Source organism: Bacillus sp. GS3m_15504 (genome assembly GCF_055825275.1).
This window is the reverse complement of record NZ_JBVVNL010000001.1, coordinates 909,725-932,535: the sequence shown is the minus strand read 5'-3', so window position 1 is coordinate 932,535 and position 22,811 is coordinate 909,725. Positions and strand designations below refer to the sequence as shown.

Genomic DNA, 22,811 nt, shown 5'->3' with positions numbered 1-22,811 from the left:
TTTTTCGTGTTACGCTGTGATCCAAGCTTCGTCAGCTGGATTTTTACGCCACTCTTGTAATTTTTTCGTTTCAGCTTGTCCGATCATACCTTTTTCTGCCGCAACTTCAGTTAATGCACTGTAATCACTTAAAGAATATGATGCTACGTTAGCTGCTTCTAGCTTTTCTTTTCCTGCTTCTAGCTCGTATGTGAAGATTGATACGATTCCTAATACTTCACAGCCAGCTTCGCGAAGTGCTTCTACACATGTAATAGCACTACCACCAGTTGAAATTAAGTCTTCTACTACTACTACTTTTTGACCTTTTTCAGCTTTTCCTTCGATTTGGTTCCCTTTACCATGACCTTTTGCTTTACTACGTACGTAGCACATTGGTAAATCCATACGATCGCTTACCCATGCAGCGTGCGCAATACCAGCAGTTGCTGTTCCTGCAATAACTTCTACAGTTGGGAAGTGCTCTTTAATTAACTCTTCTAATCCAGCTGCAATTGCTTGACGTACTTTCGGATAAGATAAAGTTAAACGGTTATCACAATAAATTGGTGATTTCATACCTGAAGACCATGTGAATGGATCATTTGGTTGTAAAAATACTGCTCCAATTTCTAATAAATGCGATGCGATTTCTTTTTTCATACTGTTACACCTTCCCACTGTTGTTTTACTGTTTTATACGCTTCAAGCGGATTTTCTGCTTTTGTAATACTACGTCCAACTACGATATAGCTTGAGCCAAGTTCCCTCGCACGTTTCGGTGTTGCTACGCGCACCTGGTCATTTACATCATCGCTTGCAAGACGAATCCCCGGTGTTACTGTTACAAATTCACTTCCGCATACTTCACGTAATTTTGGAACTTCAAGTGTTGAGCAAACAACGCCATCAAGTCCACTTTCTTTCGTTAGTTTTGCATAATGAGCAACCGCTTCTTCTAACGTTTTCTCAATGCCAATCTCTTTTTTCATCATAGTTTCCGAAGTGCTTGTTAGTTGTGTAACTGCAATACAAATCGGTCTCTCTTTTCCTTCTTGCTTACCTTCCTCTAATCCCTCAATCGCAGCTTTCATCATACTGCTTCCCCCAGCAGCATGAACATTTACCATATCTACATCTAGACTAGCTAGGCTACGCATAGCGCTTTTTACTGTATTCGGAATATCATGAAGTTTTAAATCTAGAAAGATTTTATGTCCTTTTTCTTTTAAGTACGTAATAATCGCAGGGCCTTCTTTGTAAAATAACTCCATACCAACTTTGACAAATAACTCTTCCCCTTCAAAGTGGCGCAAGAATTGTTCTACATCTTGTTTCCCTGGGAAATCTAGTGCAACGATTAACGACTGTGACATGTTTGCTTCCAGCTCCTTCCTTGACATTCCGAAATGTGATCAAATCCTAATTCATCTAGTAATGCTGGTAACTCCTCAATAATTGTCGGACATACGAACGGATCGATAAAATTCGCTGTACCTACTGCAACTGCGCTTGCACCAGCGTAGAAGAATTCAATTACATCTTCCGCTGTTTCAATACCACCCATTCCGATAATTGGAATGTTAACCGCTTGGCTTACTTCATGTACCATACGAATTGCTACTGGCTTAATTGCAGGACCTGATAATCCGCCTGTACGGTTTGCTAAAATTGGTTTAGCTGTTTTTAAATCTAGACGCATACCAAGCAATGTATTAATCATCGTTAAACCATCTGCACCTGCATTTTCAATCGCTTTTGCAATTTCCACAATGTTTGCCACGTTCGGTGACAATTTCACGTATACAGGTACTTCAGAAACCTCTTTTACTCGCTTCGTTAAATCAGCAGCAATTTCAGGATTTGTACCAAAGGCGATACCACCTGTTTTTACGTTTGGACAAGAAATGTTTAATTCTAGTGCATGAACATTAGGCGCTTTAGAAATTTCCTTTGCAACCGCTACGTAATCTTCAGCTTGTGAGCCTGCAACGTTCGCAATGATTGGAAGATCAAATTGTTCTAACCATGGTAATTCAGAATTCATTACTTTTTCTAATCCTGGGTTTTGAAGTCCGATTGCATTTAACATGCCGCCCGGTGTTTCAGCAACACGAGGCGTAGGATTTCCATAGCGTGGTTGTTCTGTCGTCGCTTTAATCATGATTGATCCTAGTACACTTAAATCGTAAAACTGTGCATATTCACGACCAAATCCAAAGCATCCAGATGCCGGTATAATTGGATTTTTTAATGACAATCCTGGTAATTCAACTTGCAATCTGTTCATAGTACAACCTCCCCGATTGGAAATACTGGTCCGTCGCTACACACCTTCTTGTAAGAATGTCCACTTGGATCTTCTTGTAAGTGGCATACACATGCGAAACAAGCTCCAATACCACAGCCCATACGTTCTTCTAATGAAATATAGGCTTTTTTCTCTTTGTAACGTCCTTCTAATGCACGAAGCATCGCTAACGGACCACATGAATAAAGAATATCAAAGTCAATTCCGTAATGATCAATTACATCTGTGACAAATCCTTTTGTACCGTGTGTACCGTCTACTGTCGCAACGTACGTATCACCAAGTTCTGCAAATTTTTCTTCATAGAAAACTACATCTTTCGTTTGAAAACCTAAGATGTGAATCACACGTACACCTTTTGCAACGAGGCGCTGTGATAATTCATAAAGTGGTGGCACACCAATTCCCCCGCCTACTAGTAAAGCTGTTTGACCAGCTTCTGCTTCTTCTACAGGAAAACCGTGTCCTAGTGGTCCTAGTACGTCTACCATTTCACCTTGTTTTCTAGTTGCTAATGTTTTTGTCCCTTGTCCTTCCGCACGATATAGCATTGTAAATTCGTTCTTCTCTTGATCTACATTACAAATACTAATTGGGCGGCGCAGAAGGGGCGCAATGCCCTCTGCTACCTTAATGTGTACAAACTGCCCTGGTTCGTTCATTTGCTGTACTAACGTTCCTTGAAGCACTAATTCGTAAATGTTCTTTGCGATTTCTTTTTGATTAACGACGATCATATTTTGCTTTTGCATCATGCATGTACCACCTCGTGACGCTTTGTTTGCGTAATTTCTTTCATTGAATGAGCTGAGAATGTCATAGATTCTAATACTCGTAAGATTGCTCTCGTTGTATCAAGTGATGTTAAGCAAGCTACACCATTTTCTACTGATTCACGGCGAATGCGGAAACCATCACGCGCTGGTTGTTTACCTTTTGTTAATGTATTGATTACAAACTGTGCTTTTCCTTGACGGATAATATCTAGTAAGTTGTAGTCTTCAGAATCAATTTTGTTTACAACTTGTACTGGGATATTTTGCTCTGTTAACGATTGTGCTGTTCCAGCTGTTGCTAATAAGTTATAGCCGATTTCGTGGAAACGTTTTGCAATTTCCATCGCCTCTTCTTTATCTTTATCCGCTACAGTAATGATTACTGAGCCGTGCGTTGGGATGTTAATTCCAGAAGCAACTAACCCTTTGTATAATGCTTTTTCAAGCGTTAAGTCTTTACCCATTACTTCCCCTGTTGATTTCATTTCAGGTCCTAATGTTGTATCAACTGAGCGTAGTTTCGCGAATGAGAATACCGGAGCTTTTACATATACTTCTTTCTCTTCTGGGTGATAGCCAGTTCCGTATCCTTGCTCTACTAGGTCTTGCCCTAAAATAACTTTCGTTGCAACATTCGCCATCGGTACGCCTGTAATTTTACTTAAGAACGGTACTGTACGGCTTGCACGTGGATTTACTTCAATTACGTACACTTGATCTTTGAATACTACAAACTGGATATTTAGTAATCCAACAATGTTTAATCCTTTTCCAAGTGCAATTGTATGTTCAATGATTTGTTCTTTTAGTTTTTCAGATAAACTTTGTGGTGGATATACTCCAATTGAGTCACCAGAGTGAACTCCAGCGCGTTCAATATGTTCCATAATACCTGGAATGAATACATTCTCACCATCCGAAATTGCATCTACTTCAATTTCTTTACCAACCATGTAACGGTCGATTAATACTGGGTGATCTGCGTGAACTTTAACTGCATTTTTCATGTAGTGCAGTAGTTCTTCTTGACGATATACGATTTCCATCGCACGTCCACCTAGTACGTAAGATGGTCTTACTAATACTGGGTAACCAATTTCTTCTGCGATTGCTACCGCTTGTTCTACAGTCGTTGCTGTTTTACCAACTGGTTGTGGGATACCAAGCTTTGTTAAAGCAGCTTCGAATTTATCACGATCTTCTGCACGGTCTAAGTCTTCAAGTGATGTTCCTAAAATCTTCACACCATGTTCTTCTAATTTCGCCGCTAGGTTAATTGCCGTTTGTCCACCGAACTGAACGATAACACCTTCTGGTTTTTCTAAATCGATGATGTGCATTACATCTTCGATTGTTAATGGTTCAAAGTATAATTTGTCAGAAATACTGAAGTCTGTTGAAACAGTTTCTGGGTTATTGTTAATGATAATTGCTTCATATCCAGCTTCTTTAATTGCCCATACTGAGTGAACTGTTGCGTAGTCAAACTCAACACCTTGACCAATGCGGATTGGTCCAGATCCTAGAACTACTACACTCTTACGATCTGTTACAATTGATTCGTTCTCATCAGCGTATGTGCTGTAGTAATACGGTGTTGCAGATTCAAACTCTGCTGCACAAGTATCTACCATTTTGAATACTGGCGTCATATTATTTTCTTTACGCATATCGTAAATTTCGCGCTCCGTTTTGTTCCAAGCTGCTGCAATATAGTGATCGCTGAAGCCCATTTCTTTCGCAGTTTGTAGTACTTCCATATTTCCTACATTCGCTTTTACTTCGCGTTCCATATTTACGATGTTTTCAACTTTTTGTAAGAAGAAGAAGTCCATTTCACACCATTCGTTAATCTCTTCTTTCGTTACACCTTGACGAATCGCTTCTGCTACGATAAACAGTCGCTCATCATCTGCTTTAATAATGCGTTTTTTCATTGTTTCTTTATCAAGTTCTTTTAAGTGGTCTAATTCTAAGTGATAAATGCCAAGCTCTAAAGAACGAACTGCTTTTAATAATGATTCTTCTAAGTTACGTCCGATTGACATAACTTCACCAGTTGCTTTCATTTGCGTTCCAAGTGTTCTGTTCGCTGATTCAAACTTATCAAATGGCCAGCGTGGAATTTTTGAAACAACATAGTCTAGTGCTGGCTCGAAGCAAGCGTAAGTTTTTTGTGTTACTGGGTTTACAATTTCATCTAATGTTAAGCCGACTGCAATTTTCGCTGCTAATTTCGCAATTGGATATCCAGTTGCTTTAGATGCTAGTGCAGATGAACGACTTACACGTGGATTTACTTCGATTACATAGTATTGGAAGCTATATGGATCTAATGCAAGCTGAACGTTACATCCACCTTCAATTCCTAGTGCACGAATAATTCGTAATGAAGTGTTACGCAACATTTGGTATTCACGATCGCTTAGCGTTTGGCTTGGTGCTACAACGATAGAATCACCCGTATGAACACCAACTGGATCGATGTTTTCCATGTTACATACTACAATCGCGTTATCATTTGAATCACGCATTACTTCATATTCAATTTCTTTACAGCCAGCAATACTTTTCTCTAATAAACATTGCGTTACTGGACTATGTTTTAAACCACTTGTTACAATTTCAATTAGCTCTTCTTCGTTATGACAAATTCCGCCGCCCGTTCCGCCTAATGTAAATGCTGGACGAACGATTACTGGATAACCAATTTCGTTTACAAATCCATATGCTTCATCAAGGTTATGAATAATTTCACTTGGTGGTGTTGGTTCATTTAACTCTTGCATTAATGTACGGAATAAATCACGATCTTCCGCTTGCTCGATTGCTGATAATTTCGTTCCTAAAATTTCAACTCCGCACTCTTCAAGTACGCCTGATTTTGCAAGTTCAACAGCCATGTTTAAACCTGTTTGACCACCTAATGTTGGTAAGATTGCATCTGGACGTTCTTTACGAATGATTCGGCTTACGAATTCTAATGTTAAAGGCTCAATATATACTTTATCTGCTGTTGCAGTATCAGTCATAATTGTTGCTGGGTTAGAGTTAACAAGGATTACTTTGTAACCTTCCTCTTTAAGAGATTGACAAGCTTGTGTACCAGAGTAGTCAAACTCCGCTGCTTGCCCAATTACAATTGGTCCTGATCCGATTACTAAAATTGTGTTAATGTCTAGGCGTTTTGGCATAACTCTTCCCCTTCTTTCTTGAAGTTTTCAATCATTGTTAAGAAATCTTCGAATAAATCATTTGCATCTTCTGGTCCTGCTGAAGCTTCTGGATGGTATTGAACTGTAAATGCTGGAAACTTCTTATGACGAAGACCTTCTACTGTTCCATCATTTAAAGCAACATGTGTAATTTCAAGCTCTGTATTTTCAACTGATTCTTCTTCTACTGCGTAACCATGGTTTTGAGATGTAATTGCTACTTTTCCAGTTGCAATATTTTTTACTGGATGGTTTAAACCACGGTGACCGAATTTTAACTTACTTGTATTCGCACCAGATGCTAGAGCGAACAATTGATGTCCTAGGCAAATTCCGAATAAAGGAACTTTACCGATAATGTCTTTTAACATTTCAATTGCTTCTGGTACATCTTTTGGATCCCCAGGTCCGTTACTTAACATAATTCCATCTGGACTAAGGCGTAAAATTTCTTCGGCTGTTGTGTTGTAAGGAACTACAATTACATCACAATCACGTTTATTTAATTCTCGTAAAATACCATGTTTCATACCGAAGTCTACTAGTACGACGCGATGTCCGCGGCCTGGGCTTGGATATGGATCTTTCGTTGATACGCGTTTTACATGATCTGTAAATACTGTCGCTTTTAATTGACTCACGATGTACTCTACATCTGCATCCATGTTACATAGGCGTCCGCGTAATGTACCGTATTGACGAATTTTTCTCGTTAATTTTCTCGTATCAATCCCTGCTAATCCTGGGATGTTTCTTTCTTTTAAGTAGTCATTTAACGAAATTTCGTTACGGAAATTTGATGGGTGATCACAAATTTCATTTACGATTAAACCATTTACAGATGGGTGAATCGATTCAAAATCATCACGGTTGATGCCGTAGTTTCCGATTAGTGGGTACGTGAATGTTACAATTTGACCGCAATATGATGGATCAGATAATGTTTCTTGATATCCAGTCATTCCTGTTGTAAATACAACCTCACCTGACTTTTCGATTTCTCCTCCGAAACCTGTTCCAATTAATACTGTTCCATCTTCTAAGATAAGTTGTCTTTTCATACTAATGCACTCTCCTTTTGCCATGCGATCTTACCACCAACGATTGTCATTACCGGCCATCCTTGGCATTTCCAACCTGCGAATGGTGTATTTTTTCCTTTTGATAAGAATGTTGTTGGGTCAATCTCTTCTTCTTGTTCTAAATCAATGATTGTAATATCAGCTGTTCTACCTTCTTTCAGGCGACCTGCTTCTAAGCCGAATGTATCAGCTGGCTTTTCTGTTAAGAATTGAATTAACTGCTCTAGTGTAATAATTCCTTTTTTCACAAGGTTTGTGTATAGAAGTGGGAATGCAGTTTCAAAACCAGTAATCCCGAATGGTGCTCTTTCAATTCCTTGCGCTTTCTCTTCTGCTGTATGCGGTGCATGGTCAGTTGCGATCATATCGATTGTTCCATCTAATAAACCTTCAATTAATGCTTCGTGGTCTTCTTTTCCACGAAGCGGTGGGTTCATTTTAAAATTAGGATCAGCTGATGGGATATCATCTTCACATAACACTAAGTGATGAGGCGTTACCTCTGCTGTTACTTTAATTCCAGCGCGCTTTGCATCACGAATTACGCGTACAGAGCCTTTCGTACTTACGTGACATACGTGATAGTGACAATCTGCTGCTTCAGCAAGCAGTATATCCCTTGCAATATGTACAGATTCACATACTGATGGGATACCGTTTAATCCGTGTTTCTCAGAAAACTTCCCTTCATGTACACAACCTTTATTAATAAGAGTATTCTCTTCACAGTGCGCAACTACTGCCATATTTAATTTCGCTGCACGCTTCATAGCAGCTAACATCATGCTAGCATCTTGTACGCCTACACCGTCATCAGTGAAAGCAAATGCTCCAAGCTCTTTTAATGTTTCGAAATCTGTCATTTCAGAACCGGCTTGACGTACTGTAATTGCTCCATATGGTAGTACGTTAACATGTGCTTTTTCTTTAATACGATTTTGCAAGTCTTCCATATGTTCTCTGCAATCTGGTACTGGGCGTGTATTTGGCATTGCGCAAATTGTAGTGAATCCACCTTTTGCCGCTGCTAATGTACCTGTTTCAATTGTTTCTTTATGTTCACCACCTGGTTCACGAAGGTGTACGTGTACATCTACTAATCCAGGTGCGATTAACTTTCCGTTCACATCGATCACTTCAGCATTATCTGCCGTAATATTTTCTGCTACTTTAGCGATTTTACCGTCTTGTACGAGAAGATCCGTTGCTACGATTTTTCCTTCTTCATTCATATAACGACCATTTTTAAACAAATAATTCATGTTTCATTCCTCCTAATACATTTGGTAAGGCGCGTTTTAGTACAGCCATTCTTACGTAAACTCCATTTTCCATTTGTTTAAATATGCGTGAACGCTCACACTCAACAAGTTCACTTGCAATTTCAACATCTCGGTTTACAGGAGCTGGATGCATAATAATGCTTCCTTCTTTCATACGCTTTTCTCTTTCCACTGTTAATCCGTGTTTCTCATGATACTCTTTCATAATGTCTGTTTCATAATGATCATGACGCTCATGTTGTACACGAAGTAACATCATTACGTCCACTTCCGGAACAAGTTCATCTAATGGTTTGTATGTTCCAAATGTGTTGTCTTCATCTTTCCACTCTTCTGGACTTGCAAAGTAAATTGTTGCACCCAGCTTCGTTAATGCTTCTGCATTAGAACGTGCTACTCGGCTATGACGAACATCTCCTACTATCGCAATCTTCAAACCTTCAAATCTTCCAAACTCTTGTTTAATGGTAAGAAGATCGAGCAGGCACTGTGTTGGATGATTTCCACATCCATCTCCAGCGTTTAAGATTGGAATATTCACCTGATCTTTTAGTTCATCGAAGTAGCGATCTTGCTCATGGCGGATGACCACTGCTTTTGTTCCGATTGATTCTAGTGTTCTTATCGTATCGTATAAAGTTTCTCCTTTTTGTACGCTAGATGCATCAGCTGAAAAGTTTAAAACATCAAGTCCTAATCTCTTCTCAGCAACTTCAAAGCTAAATCTCGTTCTCGTACTATTCTCAAAGAACAAGTTTGCAACAAAAGTTTGCTCTGTCGTTTTGCTCTCTTTCCCATTCGCAAAATCTTCTGCGTCTTTTAGGATTTCTGAAATTTCTACTTCCGATAATTCACTCATCGTTAACAAATGGCTCATCGTCATCCCTCATCTTTCTGATTTTTATGTTACCACTTTTGAATTTTTATAACAACCTTTGCATAAAAATACCCTAGTCGTGTAAGACTAGGGTGCAAGAAAGAAGCCACCCTTTCCGGTCTCACAGGACTGAATTAAAAGGTTATTATTATGAAGCAATCTGGTTAGATTGTTTTATTTGTTTCGTTTCCGGTAGTAGTAGATTTAACAATACACCTACAATTGCTGCTAGTGCCATTCCTTCTACTTGGAATGATTCTCCTACGTGAAGTACCGCTCCACCAATACCGATTACTAGTATTACTGATGCAATCATTAAGTTTCGTTTGTCACTTAAATCTGTTTTATCGTCTACCATCATGCGTAATCCGCTTGATGCGATTACACCGAATAGTAAGATTGATACACCACCCATAACTGGTGTTGGGATCGAATGAATCAGTGCAGAAATCTTACCAATAAATCCGAACATGATTGCGAATACCGCTGAACCGATGAATAAGTATACACTGTACGCTCTTGTAATTGCGAGCACGCCGATGTTTTCACCATACGTTGTATTCGGTGGTCCACCGATTAGTGATGCGATTAATGTTGCTACTCCATCACCGAAGATCGAACGGTGTAAACCTGGTTTTTCAATTAAATCTCTTTTAATAACATTCCCTAATACAATTTGATGTCCGATATGTTCTGAAATTGTTACTAGTGCAACTGGTACCATCAAGAGTACAATCTTCCATGAAAACTCTGGTGTGTATGTTACAAATGGTACTGTGAAATCTGGTACAACAAACCATTTTGCCTCAGCTACCGGCTTTAAGTCTACTAGCCCTTGGAAGTAAGCGAAGATGTAACCTCCGATGATTCCAAGTAAAACTGGTATGATACTGAAGAACCCTCTCCCGAATATGGAGCAAATGATTGTAATTGCTAATGTTACTAATGCTACTGAAAAGTGTGTAAAGCTATATTTGCCATCCGCACCATTCATCGCCATGTTAACTGCTGTATGTGCTAAAGCTAGCCCGATTACCATTACTACTGGACCAACTACGATTGGTGGTAGTAATTTCATAATCCACTTTGATCCTGATTTCTTAATTCCGAGTGAGATTAAGATGTATACAAGTCCTGCTAGCAAACCACCAAGCATTGCTGCTCCGGGTCCCCCTGCCGTTTTCGCTGTTATAATCGGTGCGATAAAGGCGAATGATGATCCAAGATAGGCAGGTACTTGACCTTTCGTTATAAGAAGAAACGCTAACGTTCCTAATCCACTTGATATTAATGCTACTGACGGATTCAATCCTGTTAAAAACGGAACAAGCACTGTTGATCCAAACATCGCGAACAAATGTTGTATACTTAAAAATAACCATTTTCCCGGTTTCGGTACTTCATTAACGTCTAACACTGGCTTTTGTTCCATTGTTACATCCTCCTTCAGTTTAAATCTTTGCAATAAAAAAACTCTTTGTGCCTGTGCACAAAGAGTCCTACACTTTCGTATGCCAAATTTGACATATGAAAGCCAAGACCCTTTGGCAGCCTCACAGGACTACATTTAAAAGGGCTTTACTTATCGTATATGCTTACTCGATCTTGTTGATCTGTCTCTTGCAAATCAACTTCGATACGCTCTTCACTTGATGTTGGAATGTTCTTTCCTACATAATCAGCGCGAATTGGTAGTTCACGATGACCTCTATCAACAAGAACCGCTAGTTGGATTTGTGATGGTCTACCTAAATCCATAAGAGCATCCATTGCTGCTCGAACAGTTCTGCCTGTATATAATACATCATCCACAAGGATAACTTTTTTCTTCGTAATATCTACAGGGATATCAGAACCTTTTACAAGTGGCTCTTTATTTTTCGATTGTAGTGTTAAATCATCTCGATATAACGTAATGTCTAACTCTCCAACTTCTATTTCTTTTCCTTCAATTTGACCAATTCGTTCTGCCAAACGTTGTGCAATAAAAATTCCACGAGTTTTAATTCCGACAAGAACACAATTATCGACACCTTTATTTCGTTCCACGATTTCATGACTAATTCGTGTTAAAGCGCGGCGAATCATTTGGTCATCTAAAACGACAGCTTTCTCTTGCATGCTCTACACCTCCAAGCTTTTTTCTTGCGTGAGAGTAATGGTATAAAAAAAGTCCTCTCAGCGTGTGCGAGAGGACTTTTGAAAAAGGGTACAGCATACCCTATGTATTTCAAACCGTTACCTTCTCAACCTCACGGGGCTGTGTTAAAGGATCATTATTTAACTGTTGTCAGTATCTCAGTTTTCTTATGATTTGTCAATACTATTTTCGTAAAATATTTAATGCGTCTTCAAACACTTCTGGAATCGGTGCCTCAAACTGAATATATTCACCAGTACGAGGATGGTCAAATCCTAAAATTCCTGCGTGAAGTGCTTGTCCATTCATGTCTAATGTTTTCTTTGGTCCATACTTTGGATCTCCTGCAAGTGGATAGCCAATATATTTCATATGAACACGAATTTGATGTGTACGCCCTGTTTCTAAGCGACATTCTACAAGTGTGAAATCTTTGAATCGCTCTAACACTTGGAAATGCGTAACAGCATGCTTACCATTTTCATCAACCGTCATACTTTGACGTTCTTTCTTATCACGAGCAATCGGAGCATCAATTGTTCCCTTATCATGCGGAATAACACCGTGTACAATCGCTTTGTAACGTCTTGTTACTGTTTTTGCTACAAGTTGATTTACAAGTGATTCGTGTGCCATATCATTTTTAGCAACCATTAATAGGCCTGATGTATCCTTATCAATACGATGCACGATACCTGGACGCATTACACCGTTAATACCCGATAAGTCTGTACAATGGTGCATAAGACCGTTCACAAGCGTTCCACTTGTATGACCTGGTGCTGGATGTACAACCATACCACGCGGCTTATTAACAACGAGTACATCTGCATCTTCATAATAAATTTCTAAATTCATATCTTCTGGTTGAATATCTAACTCTTCTGGCTCAGGAATCGTCACTGTAATTTCATCATTTTCTCTAACTTTATAATTTCCTTTTACCGCTTTTCCATTAACTGTCACAACGTCATCTTTAATCCATTGCTGTACTTGTGTACGTGACCATTCATTATTTATTCCTGCAACGAATTTATCAATTCGCTCATTTTTTTGTTCTTCTGCAACTGTTACTTGTACTACTTCACTCATTCAATTACTCCTTTGTTTTCTTGCCTTCTAATAATGTTTGAATAATAATTAATACAACACCAATACATAATGCTGAATCAGCTATATTGAATACTGGATAGTTGTACGAGAAAATATACACGTGAATGAAATCCACTACTTCTTGTCTAAATACACGATCAATAAAATTGCCAATTGCTCCGCCTAAAATTAGACCTAATGAAATTCCTAGAAGCTTGTCTGTTTTCGCATATTTTTTCATATAAAATACGATAAATACTACAAAAACGACTGTAATAATGTAGAAGAACCACATTTTATTTTCTAAAATGCCCCAGGCAGCTCCTCTATTTCGATGTGATGTTATGTATAATACATTATCGATAATCGGAATGCTCGTACCCAATTCCATGTTCTTTACAATTAGCCATTTCGATATTTGATCGATGGCAATGACAAATAACGCTATTACATAATATATCATTTTCATTTCCCCCACAAAGACAGTGTACCTCAAAATTTTAGCATAGCTGCAACCTTTTCACAATGAACCTTTATAGAAGAATAAAATAAATTAAAAAAAGGTAATATAATATCGTTGTGCACATTCATACATTTACTTTTTCATAGAAAAATTCATGAATGGTACGAGCAGTCGGCATCGTTTTCATTTGTTTTACCGAAATGACTCTCCCTGTGTCTTCACAAATACCATACATATCTATTTCCATTTTAAATAATGCACGTTCTACATCTTTTAAATCCTCTTTTATATCATGTAACAAAAGTTTTTTCTTTATCTCTTCCTTCATTTCATATCCAAGCTCTTCGCTAAACTCTGTATCATATTTGTGCATGACCTCTTTAGCTAGCCTCTCTTGTAACTCTTTTCGCATCAATTGCAATTCTTCTTTGATTTCCATATACATTTCATTCACGTGTACATTCCTCCCAGTTGCAATGTACGATTAGTGTGTCCGAAATTTATATGCTTACCTCTCACACATTTTTCCTTCATAGGAAAGAGAGTGAAAGTTATTTCAATATACTGTTAACAAAAAAATGACTGCACTTTACGTGCAGTCATCCCTTATTATTTTACATAATTTTCTTTAACAACCGTTGCACAACGCTCACATAATGTTTCATGCTCAGCGTCTTTACCAATTGTTTCTGAAACTACCCAACAACGTTCACATGTTTCACCAGTTGCTTGAGCAACAACAACCGCTGTATGTTCATACTTCGGTGCATCTGCTGGCGCTTCTTCCATCATGCCACCAAGTTTGTACTCAGAAACGATGAATAATTGCTTTAAGTCTTCGTTAATAGACTCTAACATAGCTTTCATTTCTGCAGTTGGATATAGCGTAATGCTTGCATTTAATGACTTACCGATTACCTTCTCATTACGGGCTACTTCTAACGCTTTTAATACGTCATCACGCAATGTCATAAATGCATCCCATTTTGTTTTTAATGCTTCCGCATCATCTAATTGTACAGCTTCTGGCATATCAGTTAATTGTACACTTTCTTCTGTTACGCCTGGAATGTATGGCCATACTTCATCAGCTGTATGCGGTAAGATTGGTGTTACAAGTTTCGTCAATGCAACAAGAACATCATATAATACTGTTTGGATTGCACGACGATCTTCATGGTTTGCACCTTCAATGTATAAAATGTCTTTTGCAAAGTCTAAGTAGAATGAACTTAAATCAATTGTACAGAAGTTATGAATTGCATGATATACAGCAGCGAAGTCGTATGTCTCATATGCTTCTTTTACTTTTGTAATTAAGTCATTTAATTTCACTAACATATAACGATCTACTTCACGAAGTTCAGCTACAGCTACTGTATTTTCACTTGGCTTAAAGTCGTCTAAGTTTCCTAATAAGAAACGGAATGTGTTACGGATTTTACGATACACTTCTGCAACTTGTTTTAAAATATCATCTGAAATACGTACGTCAGATTGATAGTCAACAGAAGATACCCATAAGCGTAAAATATCTCCGCCTAATTGATCCATAATTTTCTTCGGTACGACGATATTTCCAATCGACTTACTCATTTTACGTCCTTCACCATCTAATACGAAGCCATGGCTTAGTACACCTTTATATGGAGCTTTGCCTGTTACAGCAACTGCTGTTGATAATGAAGAGTTAAACCAACCACGATATTGGTCAGATCCTTCTAAATATAAATCAGCTGGACGTTGTAAGTCATCGCGCTCTTCTAATACCGCTTGGTGAGAAGAACCTGAGTCGAACCATACATCCATGATGTCTGTTTCTTTACGGAATTCACCATTCGGGCTACCTGGATGTGTGAATCCTTCTGGTAATAGATCTTTCGCTTCACGCTCGAACCATACGTTAGAACCGTGCTCACGGAATAAATCTGCTACGTGGTTAATTGTTTCATCTGTAATAATTGGATCACCATTCTCAGCATAGAATACAGGAATTGGCACACCCCATGCACGCTGACGAGAAATACACCAGTCGCCACGGTCACGAACCATGTTATGAAGACGAGTTTCGCCCCATGCTGGTACCCATTTTGTTTCCGCAACAGCTTCTAATAACTCTTTACGGAATGCTTCAATAGATGCAAACCACTGTGCTGTCGCACGGAAAATAATTGGTTTTTTCGTTCTCCAATCATGTGGATATGAATGCGTAATGAATGTTAGTTTCAGTAACGCGCCTACTTCTTCTAATTTTTCTGTAATTGGCTTGTTAGCTTTATCATAGAATAAGCCTTCAAATCCAGGTGCTTCCTCTGTTAATACACCTTTATCATCAACTGGGCAAAGTACTTCTAATCCATACTTTTTACCAACAATGAAGTCATCTTCCCCGTGTCCTGGTGCTGTATGAACACAACCTGTACCTGCATCTGTTGTTACGTGATCTCCTAGCATAACTAATGAATCACGATCATAGAATGGATGTTTTGCAACTGTATACTCAAGTTCGCTACCTTTTACCGTTTTCACAACTTCAGCATTTTCCCACTCTAACGTTTTTGCAACTGTCTCAAATAGTTCAGAAGCAATAATATATTTTTCATCATTTACTTTTACAATAGCGTATTCAAGTTCTGGATGAACAGAAATACCTAAGTTTGCAGGTAACGTCCAAGGTGTAGTTGTCCAGATAATGTATTTCTCATCACCTTCTAATACGTTCTTTCCATCTTTAACAGGGAATGCTACGTAAATAGATGCTGATTTCTTATCTTGGTATTCAATTTCAGCTTCCGCTAAAGCTGATTCACTCGTTGGTGACCAGTAAACTGGTTTTTGTCCTTTATAGATATAACCTTTTTTCGCCATATCACCAAACACTTTAATTTGTTGTGCTTCATAAGCTGGCTCTAAAGTAATGTATGGGTTATCCCAATCAGCACGTACACCTAAACGCTTAAATTGTTCACGTTGACGTTCTACTTGTTCATATGCATACTCTGCACATAACTTACGGAACTCAGCAACTGTCATTTCTTTACGCTTTACACCTTTATTTGTTAAAGCTTGTTCAATTGGTAAACCGTGCGTATCCCAACCTGGCACATATGGCGCACAGAAACCAGTCATTGATTTATAACGAACGATAAAGTCTTTTAATACTTTATTTAATGCATGTCCCATATGAATGTCACCATTCGCATATGGAGGTCCATCATGCAGTACAAATAAAGGACGACCTTTCGTATGTTCTTGTACCTTTTCATAAATATTCATTTCCGCCCACTTTTCTTGCATTGCAGGCTCACGTTTTGGTAAATTCCCACGCATTGGGAACTCTGTTTTTGGCATTAGTAATGTATTTTTGTACTCCATGCTCAATTCCTCCTTACATGTATAAAAGAAAGACCTAAAAAACGGAATAAAAAAGAGACTTTCTCATCCCAAAAAGGGACGAGAAAGTCTCCCGCGGTACCACCCTAGTAGATCCTATACGTATGTATACAATCCTCTTTATATTCTTAACGCGAATATACGCCTACGCTTACTCTATTTGTTCAGCGCGGAACTCCAGGGTGATATTCCCATTATCTCCTTATCCTGAGCTTACACCATCCTCAGTTCGCTATATAAGGTATAAAAAAGGTACTTATCCCTATCTTCGTTTTTCTTAATAAATATGTTGTTTAAAATTATATGTAATAATGAGAAAAACGTCAAGCTTACACTGTTTCTTCTTTTTTCAACAGCTCATCTACTTCGTCTTCTAACTCAATTAGTTTATCCCAATCATCGTTGTTTAACATTTCAAGCTGTGTTTCTAATAACATACGGAAACGAGTGCGGAATACTTTCGCTTGTTTCTTTAGCTCTTCAATATCGAAAGCAACTTTTCTTGATTTTACTAACGCTTCATTAATAATACGGTCTGCATTCTTTTCAGCTTCACGTACGATTAATTTTGCTTCTTTTTGCGCATTACGTTTTACTTCTTCCGCTGCTTCTTGTGCAACAACGATAGATTTGTTTAACGTATCTTCAATATTAGAGAAATGATCTAATTTCCCTTCTAATTGCGCAACTTTTTCTTCTAAAGCTTTTTTCTCACGAATGACTAATTCATAATCTTTGATAATTTGATCAAGAAACTCATTTACTTGATCCTCATCATAGCCACGGAATCCGCGACCAAATTCTTTGTTATGAATATCTAATGGTGTTAACGGCACAACGCCACCTCCAAGTAGTTATCTAAATTTCCTCTTTCAATTATATCTTTTCTTCGACAAAATAGGAGGATTTCCTTCTAAAAAACCAATCATTTTAGTATACCATACAAAATTCTCCATTTGTCGCGCTTTGTTCTACCTTCTACAGAAAACAATTTACTTCGTCCATACCCTCTCACTGAAAAAACATCTCCTGGATAACATTCATAAGAGGTTTGCTCCACTGTTTTCCAATTGACTTTTACTAAACCATTTTTTATGAGAGGTTGTACTTTTTGTCTAGATATATGTAACATTTCAGCTAACATAACATCTAAACGAAGTGAAGAAACCGTTCCAGATTTCTCGCCCCACGTTTCTTGTATCTGTAGAATTTTTTCTCCTTGCACTGGTGATAAGGAGACTTTCACTTTCCCTATAGATTGTAAGTTCATCTCAATATAAGATACAACTTCTTTTGCGACTACAATTTGGGCACGATCTTCTTGAAGCAAAATATCACCACATTTTTCTCTCGTTAAACCGAGAGACATAAATGTACCTAATATTTGCCTATGCTCTAGCGTATAAAACTTGGAAGGATAGTCAATTTCCAATACTTCTACTTGAAATTCCTCTTCATTTACTACTAGATAATCCGGATAAATGAGTGCTCTTTTACGCTCTGCACGAGACGTTGCACCATCAAACTGTACAGCAATATCCCCTTGTCCTATTACCATAGTGACAATTTGTTGTTGTCTTGGATCAAGAAAGTCTGTTAACTTCACTTGATGGTACTCAGCCGCCTGTTTCCACTCTAATACTTTATCCACAAAGACTACTTCATCAGGTCTAAAATGCTCGTAGATGCTCATTCATCTAACCTCTTACTATAAGAAATAGCCAAATAAAGTTACTAAACCACTTGTAGCAAGTTTCAACGCAAAAATCGCAACGAGTGGTGAGATGTCAATCATACCAAGCGGCGGGATAAATCTGCGAAATGGTTCTAAATACGGTTCACAAATACGCGCAAGAAAATCTCCGAAAGTTGATTCCTTTGCACCTGGGAACCATGATAGGAGAATGTAAATAATAAGTGCCCACGAGTATATCTCGATAGCAGTAACTAAAAGCCTTAAAACTGTTTCCATGGCGTATTACCACCTCTTTATATTTGTGTCTTCTTCTTCACCGAATAACTCTGAAATTGCACCAACAATATCTACATTTTCAGGCGTACACATAAATGTTTTCGGTCCTATTTTTTGAATGTCCCCGCCTATAGCGTATACAGTACCACTTAAAAAGTCAACGATACGTACAGCTTGATCAGTAGACATTCGTTGTAAATTAATCACAACAGCTCGTCTACCTTTTAAATGGTCCGCAATTCCTTGCGCTTCTGAATATGTGCGTGGTTCTAATAAAACAACTTTTGAAGATTGCTTTGCTGTTTCAATGCTCACAACATTTTGTTTCGGTTGCGCTTTTGGAAACGTAACATCTTGTTGTTCTGGCGGATCTTGCTGCTTCTTCATGTCTGTTTGCTCCTTTTCATAACTATATTGAGCTGCTTCTTTTTCTTCAGGTGTATCAAAAAAGAAGTATTTTACTTTTGACCAACTCATAATAAGATTCTCCTTCCTTTTACGCTTTTCCTACTAAAATCGTCCCCAAACGAATATATGTAGCACCTTCTTCAATTGCAATCGTGTAATCATTAGACATTCCCATTGATAGTTCTTTGCATGGTGCATGTAATAATTCTAGCCCCTGCACCTCTTTTTGTAGCATACGTAACTCCTTAAAACAGCGTCTAATTTCTTCCTCTTCTTCTGTAAACGGAGCCATTGTCATTAATCCTACCACTTCAATCTTATCCAATTCTTGCAAACTTTGAATAAAAGAAACTGTTTCTTCTATTGCCAATCCTTGCTTGGATTCTTCAGATGATGTTTTCACTTGAATAAAACATTTCACCTTCTTATTCGCACGTTTTTGAATTTCTTTTGCAAGTGAAAGACGATCTAATGAATGTAAATAATCGATTTCATTAATAATTTCTTTTACTTTTCTCGTTTGTAATGATCCAATAAAATGCCAATTCACTTTTGAACCGAAATGTTCGTACTTCTGTAAGAAACCTTCATTTCTATTTTCACCTAAATCGATAATTCCAGCTTCAATTACTTCGTTTGTTTTTTCAATTCCTACCGTTTTTGTAACCGCAACGAGTTTAATATCTTGCAAAGAACGTCCCGCTCGCGCGCAAGATTGTTTAATTGCTTCGTTTACAGTTGTTAAATTTGTTTGTACTGTCACTTGCTTTCATCCTCCTTAAAACCTATGAAACTCAACATTCTCCCTGTCTTACCTTGATCACGACGATGAGAGAAAAACAGTTGTTCTTCACAGCTTGTACAAAGAGATGACATTACAATATTCTCTTCTTTTATGCCTGCTTGTACACATAATATACGATTAATTTCTTTTAAATCAATTGCGTACTGTCCGTCAGAAACTTTTTTATAAGGAACAGAACCGTTTACTACTTGCTCTGCTGCTGTTAACACTCGATCATCAACAACGTAACAACAAGATCCAATTGCTGGTCCAATTGCAACATGAATTTCATCACTTGAAATCCCTTCTGCATTCCATTTTTGAATCATTTCCTTTGCAATCTCTTTTACAGTCCCTTTCCATCCAGCATGCGCAAGTCCTATCATATCATGTGATGGCGCATAAAAATAGAGTGGAACACAATCCGCGTAACAAGATGTTAAAAGAACATCATTATTAGTCGTATAAATGCCATCTGTTTTTGAAATGCCGTCTTCATATGAATAAACGCCACTTCCTTTTTCCTGTTGTCCTACTTTTTCAACATGATGATCATGAACTTGTTCAGAGCAAATCCAATTTTCTAATGGTTTTTGTAACTTATTTGCTAAAATGCGTCTATTTTCATGAACGTTCTCGGCAATATCATTCACATGTAATCCTAAATTCATCGCATGAAAGGAGCCCGTACTTACCCCACCATCTTTCGTCGTAAATCCAGCAGTAATGTTTCCAAGTTCTTTCCACGCTTGTAAATACAGTATACCGTCCACATATTTAAATGGTTCTCTCATAAGGCTGCTCCTTTTAATTAAAATAACATAAAAAAGCATGGTACTTCCTGTCTATTTTACCATACTTTTATTTTTTCATAATCCTAACAGAAAAAAAAGAGGAATTTGTAATATTCTTTATGAAATTGTCGGTGTTTGTATTGATTCTGTTACAGAATTAACAGGATTTACTCTAACAAGTATGACATCTTCCCCAATTTTCACAATTCCCTTCCAAGGAATTACAATTTCTATGTCTTTTCCAAAAATTCCTAACGTACGTGTCTGTTTAGAAATAATAATAGACTCAATTTTCCCTGTGTTCATATCGATTTCGATATCTCCAATATTTCCAAGCCTTTTTCCATCTGAAACATTTATTATATCTTTCATCTGTAACTCCGAAATTCGTATCACTTTCATCCTCTCCCTTATATATGACGAATTTTAAAAAATACTATTTCTTAAATTAACAGGAAGCACCCTCTTGCCAATCCCATATTGTTTTCATTATATGAACACAGCTACTCTACTATGAGCGTAAACAAACTATATGACATATAAAAAGGTTTCACCATAAATGGTGAAACCTTATCCTTGAATTGTCTTATTCATTTGTTTAATAGCTGATTTCTCTAAACGTGACACTTGTGCTTGAGAAATCCCAATTTCTTCTGCAACTTCCATTTGTGTTTTCCCTTGGAAGAAACGTTTGCGAATAATCATTTTCTCACGATCATTTAAACGCTTCATTCCTTCTTTTAGTGCTAGCTCTTCAACCCACTGCTCGTCCTTTTGTTTTTCATCACTTAACTGATCCATAACAAAGATAGGATCTCCCCCATCGTTATAAATCGGTTCAAATAATGAAACTGGATCTTGAATTGCATCTAAAGCAAAAACGATTTCTTCATGAGTCACTTCAAGCACTTTTGCAATATCCATTGCTGTTGGTTCTTTTGAATTTTCTGCAATCAACTTTTCTCTTACTTGTAACGCTTTATACGCAATATCTCGTAATGAGCGAGATACGCGAATCGGATTGTTATCACGCAAATATCTGCGTATTTCCCCAATAATCATCGGCACAGCATACGTTGAAAATTTTACATTTTGGCCTAAATCAAAATTATCAATGGATTTCATAAGTCCGATACAACCAACTTGAAATAAATCGTCAACATATTCTCCTCTGTTATTAAATCTTTGGATGACGCTCAGTACAAGACGTAAGTTTCCATTCACTAATTTCTCTCTTGCGCTTATCTCTCCACTTTGCATTTCACGAAATAATTTACGCATTTCATCATTTTTTAGTACGGGAAGTTTAGCTGTATCAACACCGCAAATTTCTACTTTGTTTCTCGTCAAAGTGTTCCCTCCTATCGGGAGTTGCTGTACAGTGTAAAGTATTTCCTTTGAAGGGGATTTTATGCATGCGGTTTTCTCTTCATTCTTCATTTTCGTTGTCTCTCCTCATACAACGAAAGAGAATAAGACCAGCCTACATAACGGCTGGTCTTATTCTTTACACCATTTTATTAAATTCTTTTCGTAATCTTTTTATGATTCTTTTTTCCAAACGCGAAATGTATGACTGTGAAATCCCAAGCATATCCGCCACATCTTTTTGCGTCTTTTCCTCTCCTCCAGCGAGCCCAAACCGAAGTTCCATAATTTGTTTTTCACGATCATTCAATTGATGTAATGCTTTCATTAGAAGATGACGATCAACAGTAGCTTCTAAATCTTTTGTAATAATATCATCGTCTGTCCCTAATACATCTGATAATAAAAGTTCATTCCCGTCCCAATCGATGTTAAGTGGTTCATCAAAAGAAACTTCTGAACGATTTTTATTATTGCGGCGTAAATGCATTAAGATTTCATTTTCGATACAACGTGAGGCATATGTTGCTAATTTTATTTTCTTTTCTGGATTAAATGTATTTACCGCTTTAATAAGCCCGATTGTTCCAATGCTAATCAAATCTTCAATATTTATCCCTGTATTTTCAAACTTTCTTGCTATATATACGACTAGCCGTAAATTGCGTTCAATTAATAACGACCTTGCCGCCTGATCTCCTTTTGGCAATTTATTTAATAAAACTTCCTCTTCTTCTTTCGTTAACGGCGGTGGTAACGCTTCACTTCCACCAATGTAATAAATTTCATCGGTCTTAATTCCTAATTTCAACAATACTTTATACCAAAGGTATACTAAATAAAATTTTAATTTCATCATATTATCCCGCCTCCC

Annotated in this window: 23 protein-coding genes and 1 other annotated feature; all 23 genes read right to left on the bottom strand. The window is 37.6% G+C overall.

Annotated elements, in window-relative coordinates; all coding sequences use genetic code 11:
- Positions 1-9: 9 nt before the first annotated feature.
- The gene (gene pyrE, locus AC0L0O_RS05165) at positions 10-642 is read right to left on the bottom strand and encodes an orotate phosphoribosyltransferase (protein WP_000711447.1); all 633 of its coding nucleotides are present in this window, start codon (positions 640-642) and stop codon (positions 10-12) included.
- A complete protein-coding gene (gene pyrF, locus AC0L0O_RS05160) occupies positions 639-1,355 on the bottom strand; it encodes an orotidine-5'-phosphate decarboxylase (protein ID WP_000083501.1) in 717 nt (238 codons plus the stop codon). The genes pyrE and pyrF overlap by 4 nt, the downstream gene beginning before the upstream one ends.
- Positions 1,340-2,269 (bottom strand): dihydroorotate oxidase B catalytic subunit, encoded by a 930-nt coding sequence (gene pyrD / locus AC0L0O_RS05155; RefSeq protein ID WP_001081057.1) that lies wholly within the window; start codon positions 2,267-2,269, stop codon positions 1,340-1,342. The genes pyrF and pyrD overlap by 16 nt, the downstream gene beginning before the upstream one ends.
- On the bottom strand, positions 2,266-3,045 hold the full coding sequence (gene pyrK / locus AC0L0O_RS05150) for a dihydroorotate oxidase B electron transfer subunit (RefSeq protein WP_000983358.1): 780 nt from the start codon (positions 3,043-3,045) through the stop codon (positions 2,266-2,268). The genes pyrD and pyrK overlap by 4 nt, the downstream gene beginning before the upstream one ends.
- Positions 3,042-6,260 carry a carbamoyl-phosphate synthase large subunit gene (gene carB / locus AC0L0O_RS05145; protein ID WP_001126119.1) on the bottom strand — a complete coding sequence of 1,073 codons (3,219 nt, stop codon included), beginning with the start codon at positions 6,258-6,260 and terminating at the stop codon, positions 3,042-3,044. The genes pyrK and carB overlap by 4 nt, the downstream gene beginning before the upstream one ends.
- Positions 6,245-7,342, bottom strand: coding sequence for a carbamoyl phosphate synthase small subunit (locus AC0L0O_RS05140; protein ID WP_000828679.1), 1,098 nt, complete (start codon positions 7,340-7,342; stop codon positions 6,245-6,247). Before AC0L0O_RS05140 ends, carB begins: the two co-directional genes overlap by 16 nt.
- The gene (pyrC, locus tag AC0L0O_RS05135; RefSeq protein WP_001108379.1) at positions 7,339-8,625 is read right to left on the bottom strand and encodes a dihydroorotase; all 1,287 of its coding nucleotides are present in this window, start codon (positions 8,623-8,625) and stop codon (positions 7,339-7,341) included. The genes AC0L0O_RS05140 and pyrC overlap by 4 nt, the downstream gene beginning before the upstream one ends.
- Positions 8,609-9,523 carry an aspartate carbamoyltransferase gene (gene pyrB, locus AC0L0O_RS05130; RefSeq protein ID WP_000018849.1) on the bottom strand — a complete coding sequence of 305 codons (915 nt, stop codon included), beginning with the start codon at positions 9,521-9,523 and terminating at the stop codon, positions 8,609-8,611. Before pyrB ends, pyrC begins: the two co-directional genes overlap by 17 nt.
- Before the next feature lie 148 nt (positions 9,524-9,671).
- The gene (gene uraA, locus AC0L0O_RS05125; RefSeq protein ID WP_000435935.1) at positions 9,672-10,955 is read right to left on the bottom strand and encodes a uracil permease; all 1,284 of its coding nucleotides are present in this window, start codon (positions 10,953-10,955) and stop codon (positions 9,672-9,674) included.
- A 146-nt stretch (positions 10,956-11,101) separates the two neighbouring features.
- Positions 11,102-11,644, bottom strand: a complete 543-nt coding sequence (pyrR, locus tag AC0L0O_RS05120; protein ID WP_001156487.1) for a bifunctional pyrimidine operon transcriptional regulator/uracil phosphoribosyltransferase — start codon at positions 11,642-11,644, stop codon at positions 11,102-11,104.
- Positions 11,645-11,846: 202 nt separating this feature from the next.
- On the bottom strand, positions 11,847-12,755 hold the full coding sequence (locus AC0L0O_RS05115; protein ID WP_000005838.1) for an RluA family pseudouridine synthase: 909 nt from the start codon (positions 12,753-12,755) through the stop codon (positions 11,847-11,849).
- Between the two features lie 4 nt (positions 12,756-12,759).
- On the bottom strand, positions 12,760-13,218 hold the full coding sequence (gene lspA / locus AC0L0O_RS05110) for a lipoprotein signal peptidase LspA (RefSeq protein WP_000642181.1): 459 nt from the start codon (positions 13,216-13,218) through the stop codon (positions 12,760-12,762).
- A 124-nt stretch (positions 13,219-13,342) separates the two neighbouring features.
- A complete protein-coding gene (locus AC0L0O_RS05105) occupies positions 13,343-13,672 on the bottom strand; it encodes a TraR/DksA family transcriptional regulator (RefSeq protein ID WP_001004661.1) in 330 nt (109 codons plus the stop codon).
- Positions 13,673-13,827: 155 nt separating this feature from the next.
- On the bottom strand, positions 13,828-16,593 hold the full coding sequence (gene ileS2, locus AC0L0O_RS05100; RefSeq protein ID WP_000455924.1) for an isoleucine--tRNA ligase: 2,766 nt from the start codon (positions 16,591-16,593) through the stop codon (positions 13,828-13,830).
- A gap of 71 nt (positions 16,594-16,664) precedes the next feature.
- Positions 16,665-16,889, bottom strand: a binding site (T-box leader).
- Positions 16,890-16,940: 51 nt separating this feature from the next.
- On the bottom strand, positions 16,941-17,447 hold the full coding sequence (divIVA, locus tag AC0L0O_RS05095) for a septum site-determining protein DivIVA (protein ID WP_001131611.1): 507 nt from the start codon (positions 17,445-17,447) through the stop codon (positions 16,941-16,943).
- An 89-nt stretch (positions 17,448-17,536) separates the two neighbouring features.
- Positions 17,537-18,304 carry a YlmH family RNA-binding protein gene (locus tag AC0L0O_RS05090; protein ID WP_000029723.1) on the bottom strand — a complete coding sequence of 256 codons (768 nt, stop codon included), beginning with the start codon at positions 18,302-18,304 and terminating at the stop codon, positions 17,537-17,539.
- Positions 18,305-18,319: 15 nt separating this feature from the next.
- Positions 18,320-18,583 carry a YggT family protein gene (locus AC0L0O_RS05085; RefSeq protein WP_000450918.1) on the bottom strand — a complete coding sequence of 88 codons (264 nt, stop codon included), beginning with the start codon at positions 18,581-18,583 and terminating at the stop codon, positions 18,320-18,322.
- A 6-nt stretch (positions 18,584-18,589) separates the two neighbouring features.
- Positions 18,590-19,060: a cell division protein SepF gene (locus tag AC0L0O_RS05080; RefSeq protein WP_000119136.1), complete on the bottom strand. Its 471-nt coding sequence runs from the start codon at positions 19,058-19,060 to the stop codon at positions 18,590-18,592.
- A gap of 19 nt (positions 19,061-19,079) precedes the next feature.
- The gene (locus tag AC0L0O_RS05075) at positions 19,080-19,754 is read right to left on the bottom strand and encodes a YggS family pyridoxal phosphate-dependent enzyme (RefSeq protein ID WP_000218170.1); all 675 of its coding nucleotides are present in this window, start codon (positions 19,752-19,754) and stop codon (positions 19,080-19,082) included.
- A complete protein-coding gene (gene pgeF, locus AC0L0O_RS05070; protein ID WP_001209022.1) occupies positions 19,751-20,569 on the bottom strand; it encodes a peptidoglycan editing factor PgeF in 819 nt (272 codons plus the stop codon). Before pgeF ends, AC0L0O_RS05075 begins: the two co-directional genes overlap by 4 nt.
- A 117-nt stretch (positions 20,570-20,686) precedes the next feature.
- A complete protein-coding gene (locus tag AC0L0O_RS05065) occupies positions 20,687-20,971 on the bottom strand; it encodes a YlmC/YmxH family sporulation protein (RefSeq protein ID WP_002054579.1) in 285 nt (94 codons plus the stop codon).
- Positions 20,972-21,139: 168 nt separating this feature from the next.
- Positions 21,140-21,919, bottom strand: coding sequence for an RNA polymerase sporulation sigma factor SigG (gene sigG / locus AC0L0O_RS05060; RefSeq protein WP_000197753.1), 780 nt, complete (start codon positions 21,917-21,919; stop codon positions 21,140-21,142).
- Positions 21,920-22,076: 157 nt separating this feature from the next.
- Positions 22,077-22,796 carry an RNA polymerase sporulation sigma factor SigE gene (sigE, locus tag AC0L0O_RS05055; protein WP_000976948.1) on the bottom strand — a complete coding sequence of 240 codons (720 nt, stop codon included), beginning with the start codon at positions 22,794-22,796 and terminating at the stop codon, positions 22,077-22,079.
- Positions 22,797-22,811 lie beyond the last annotated feature (15 nt).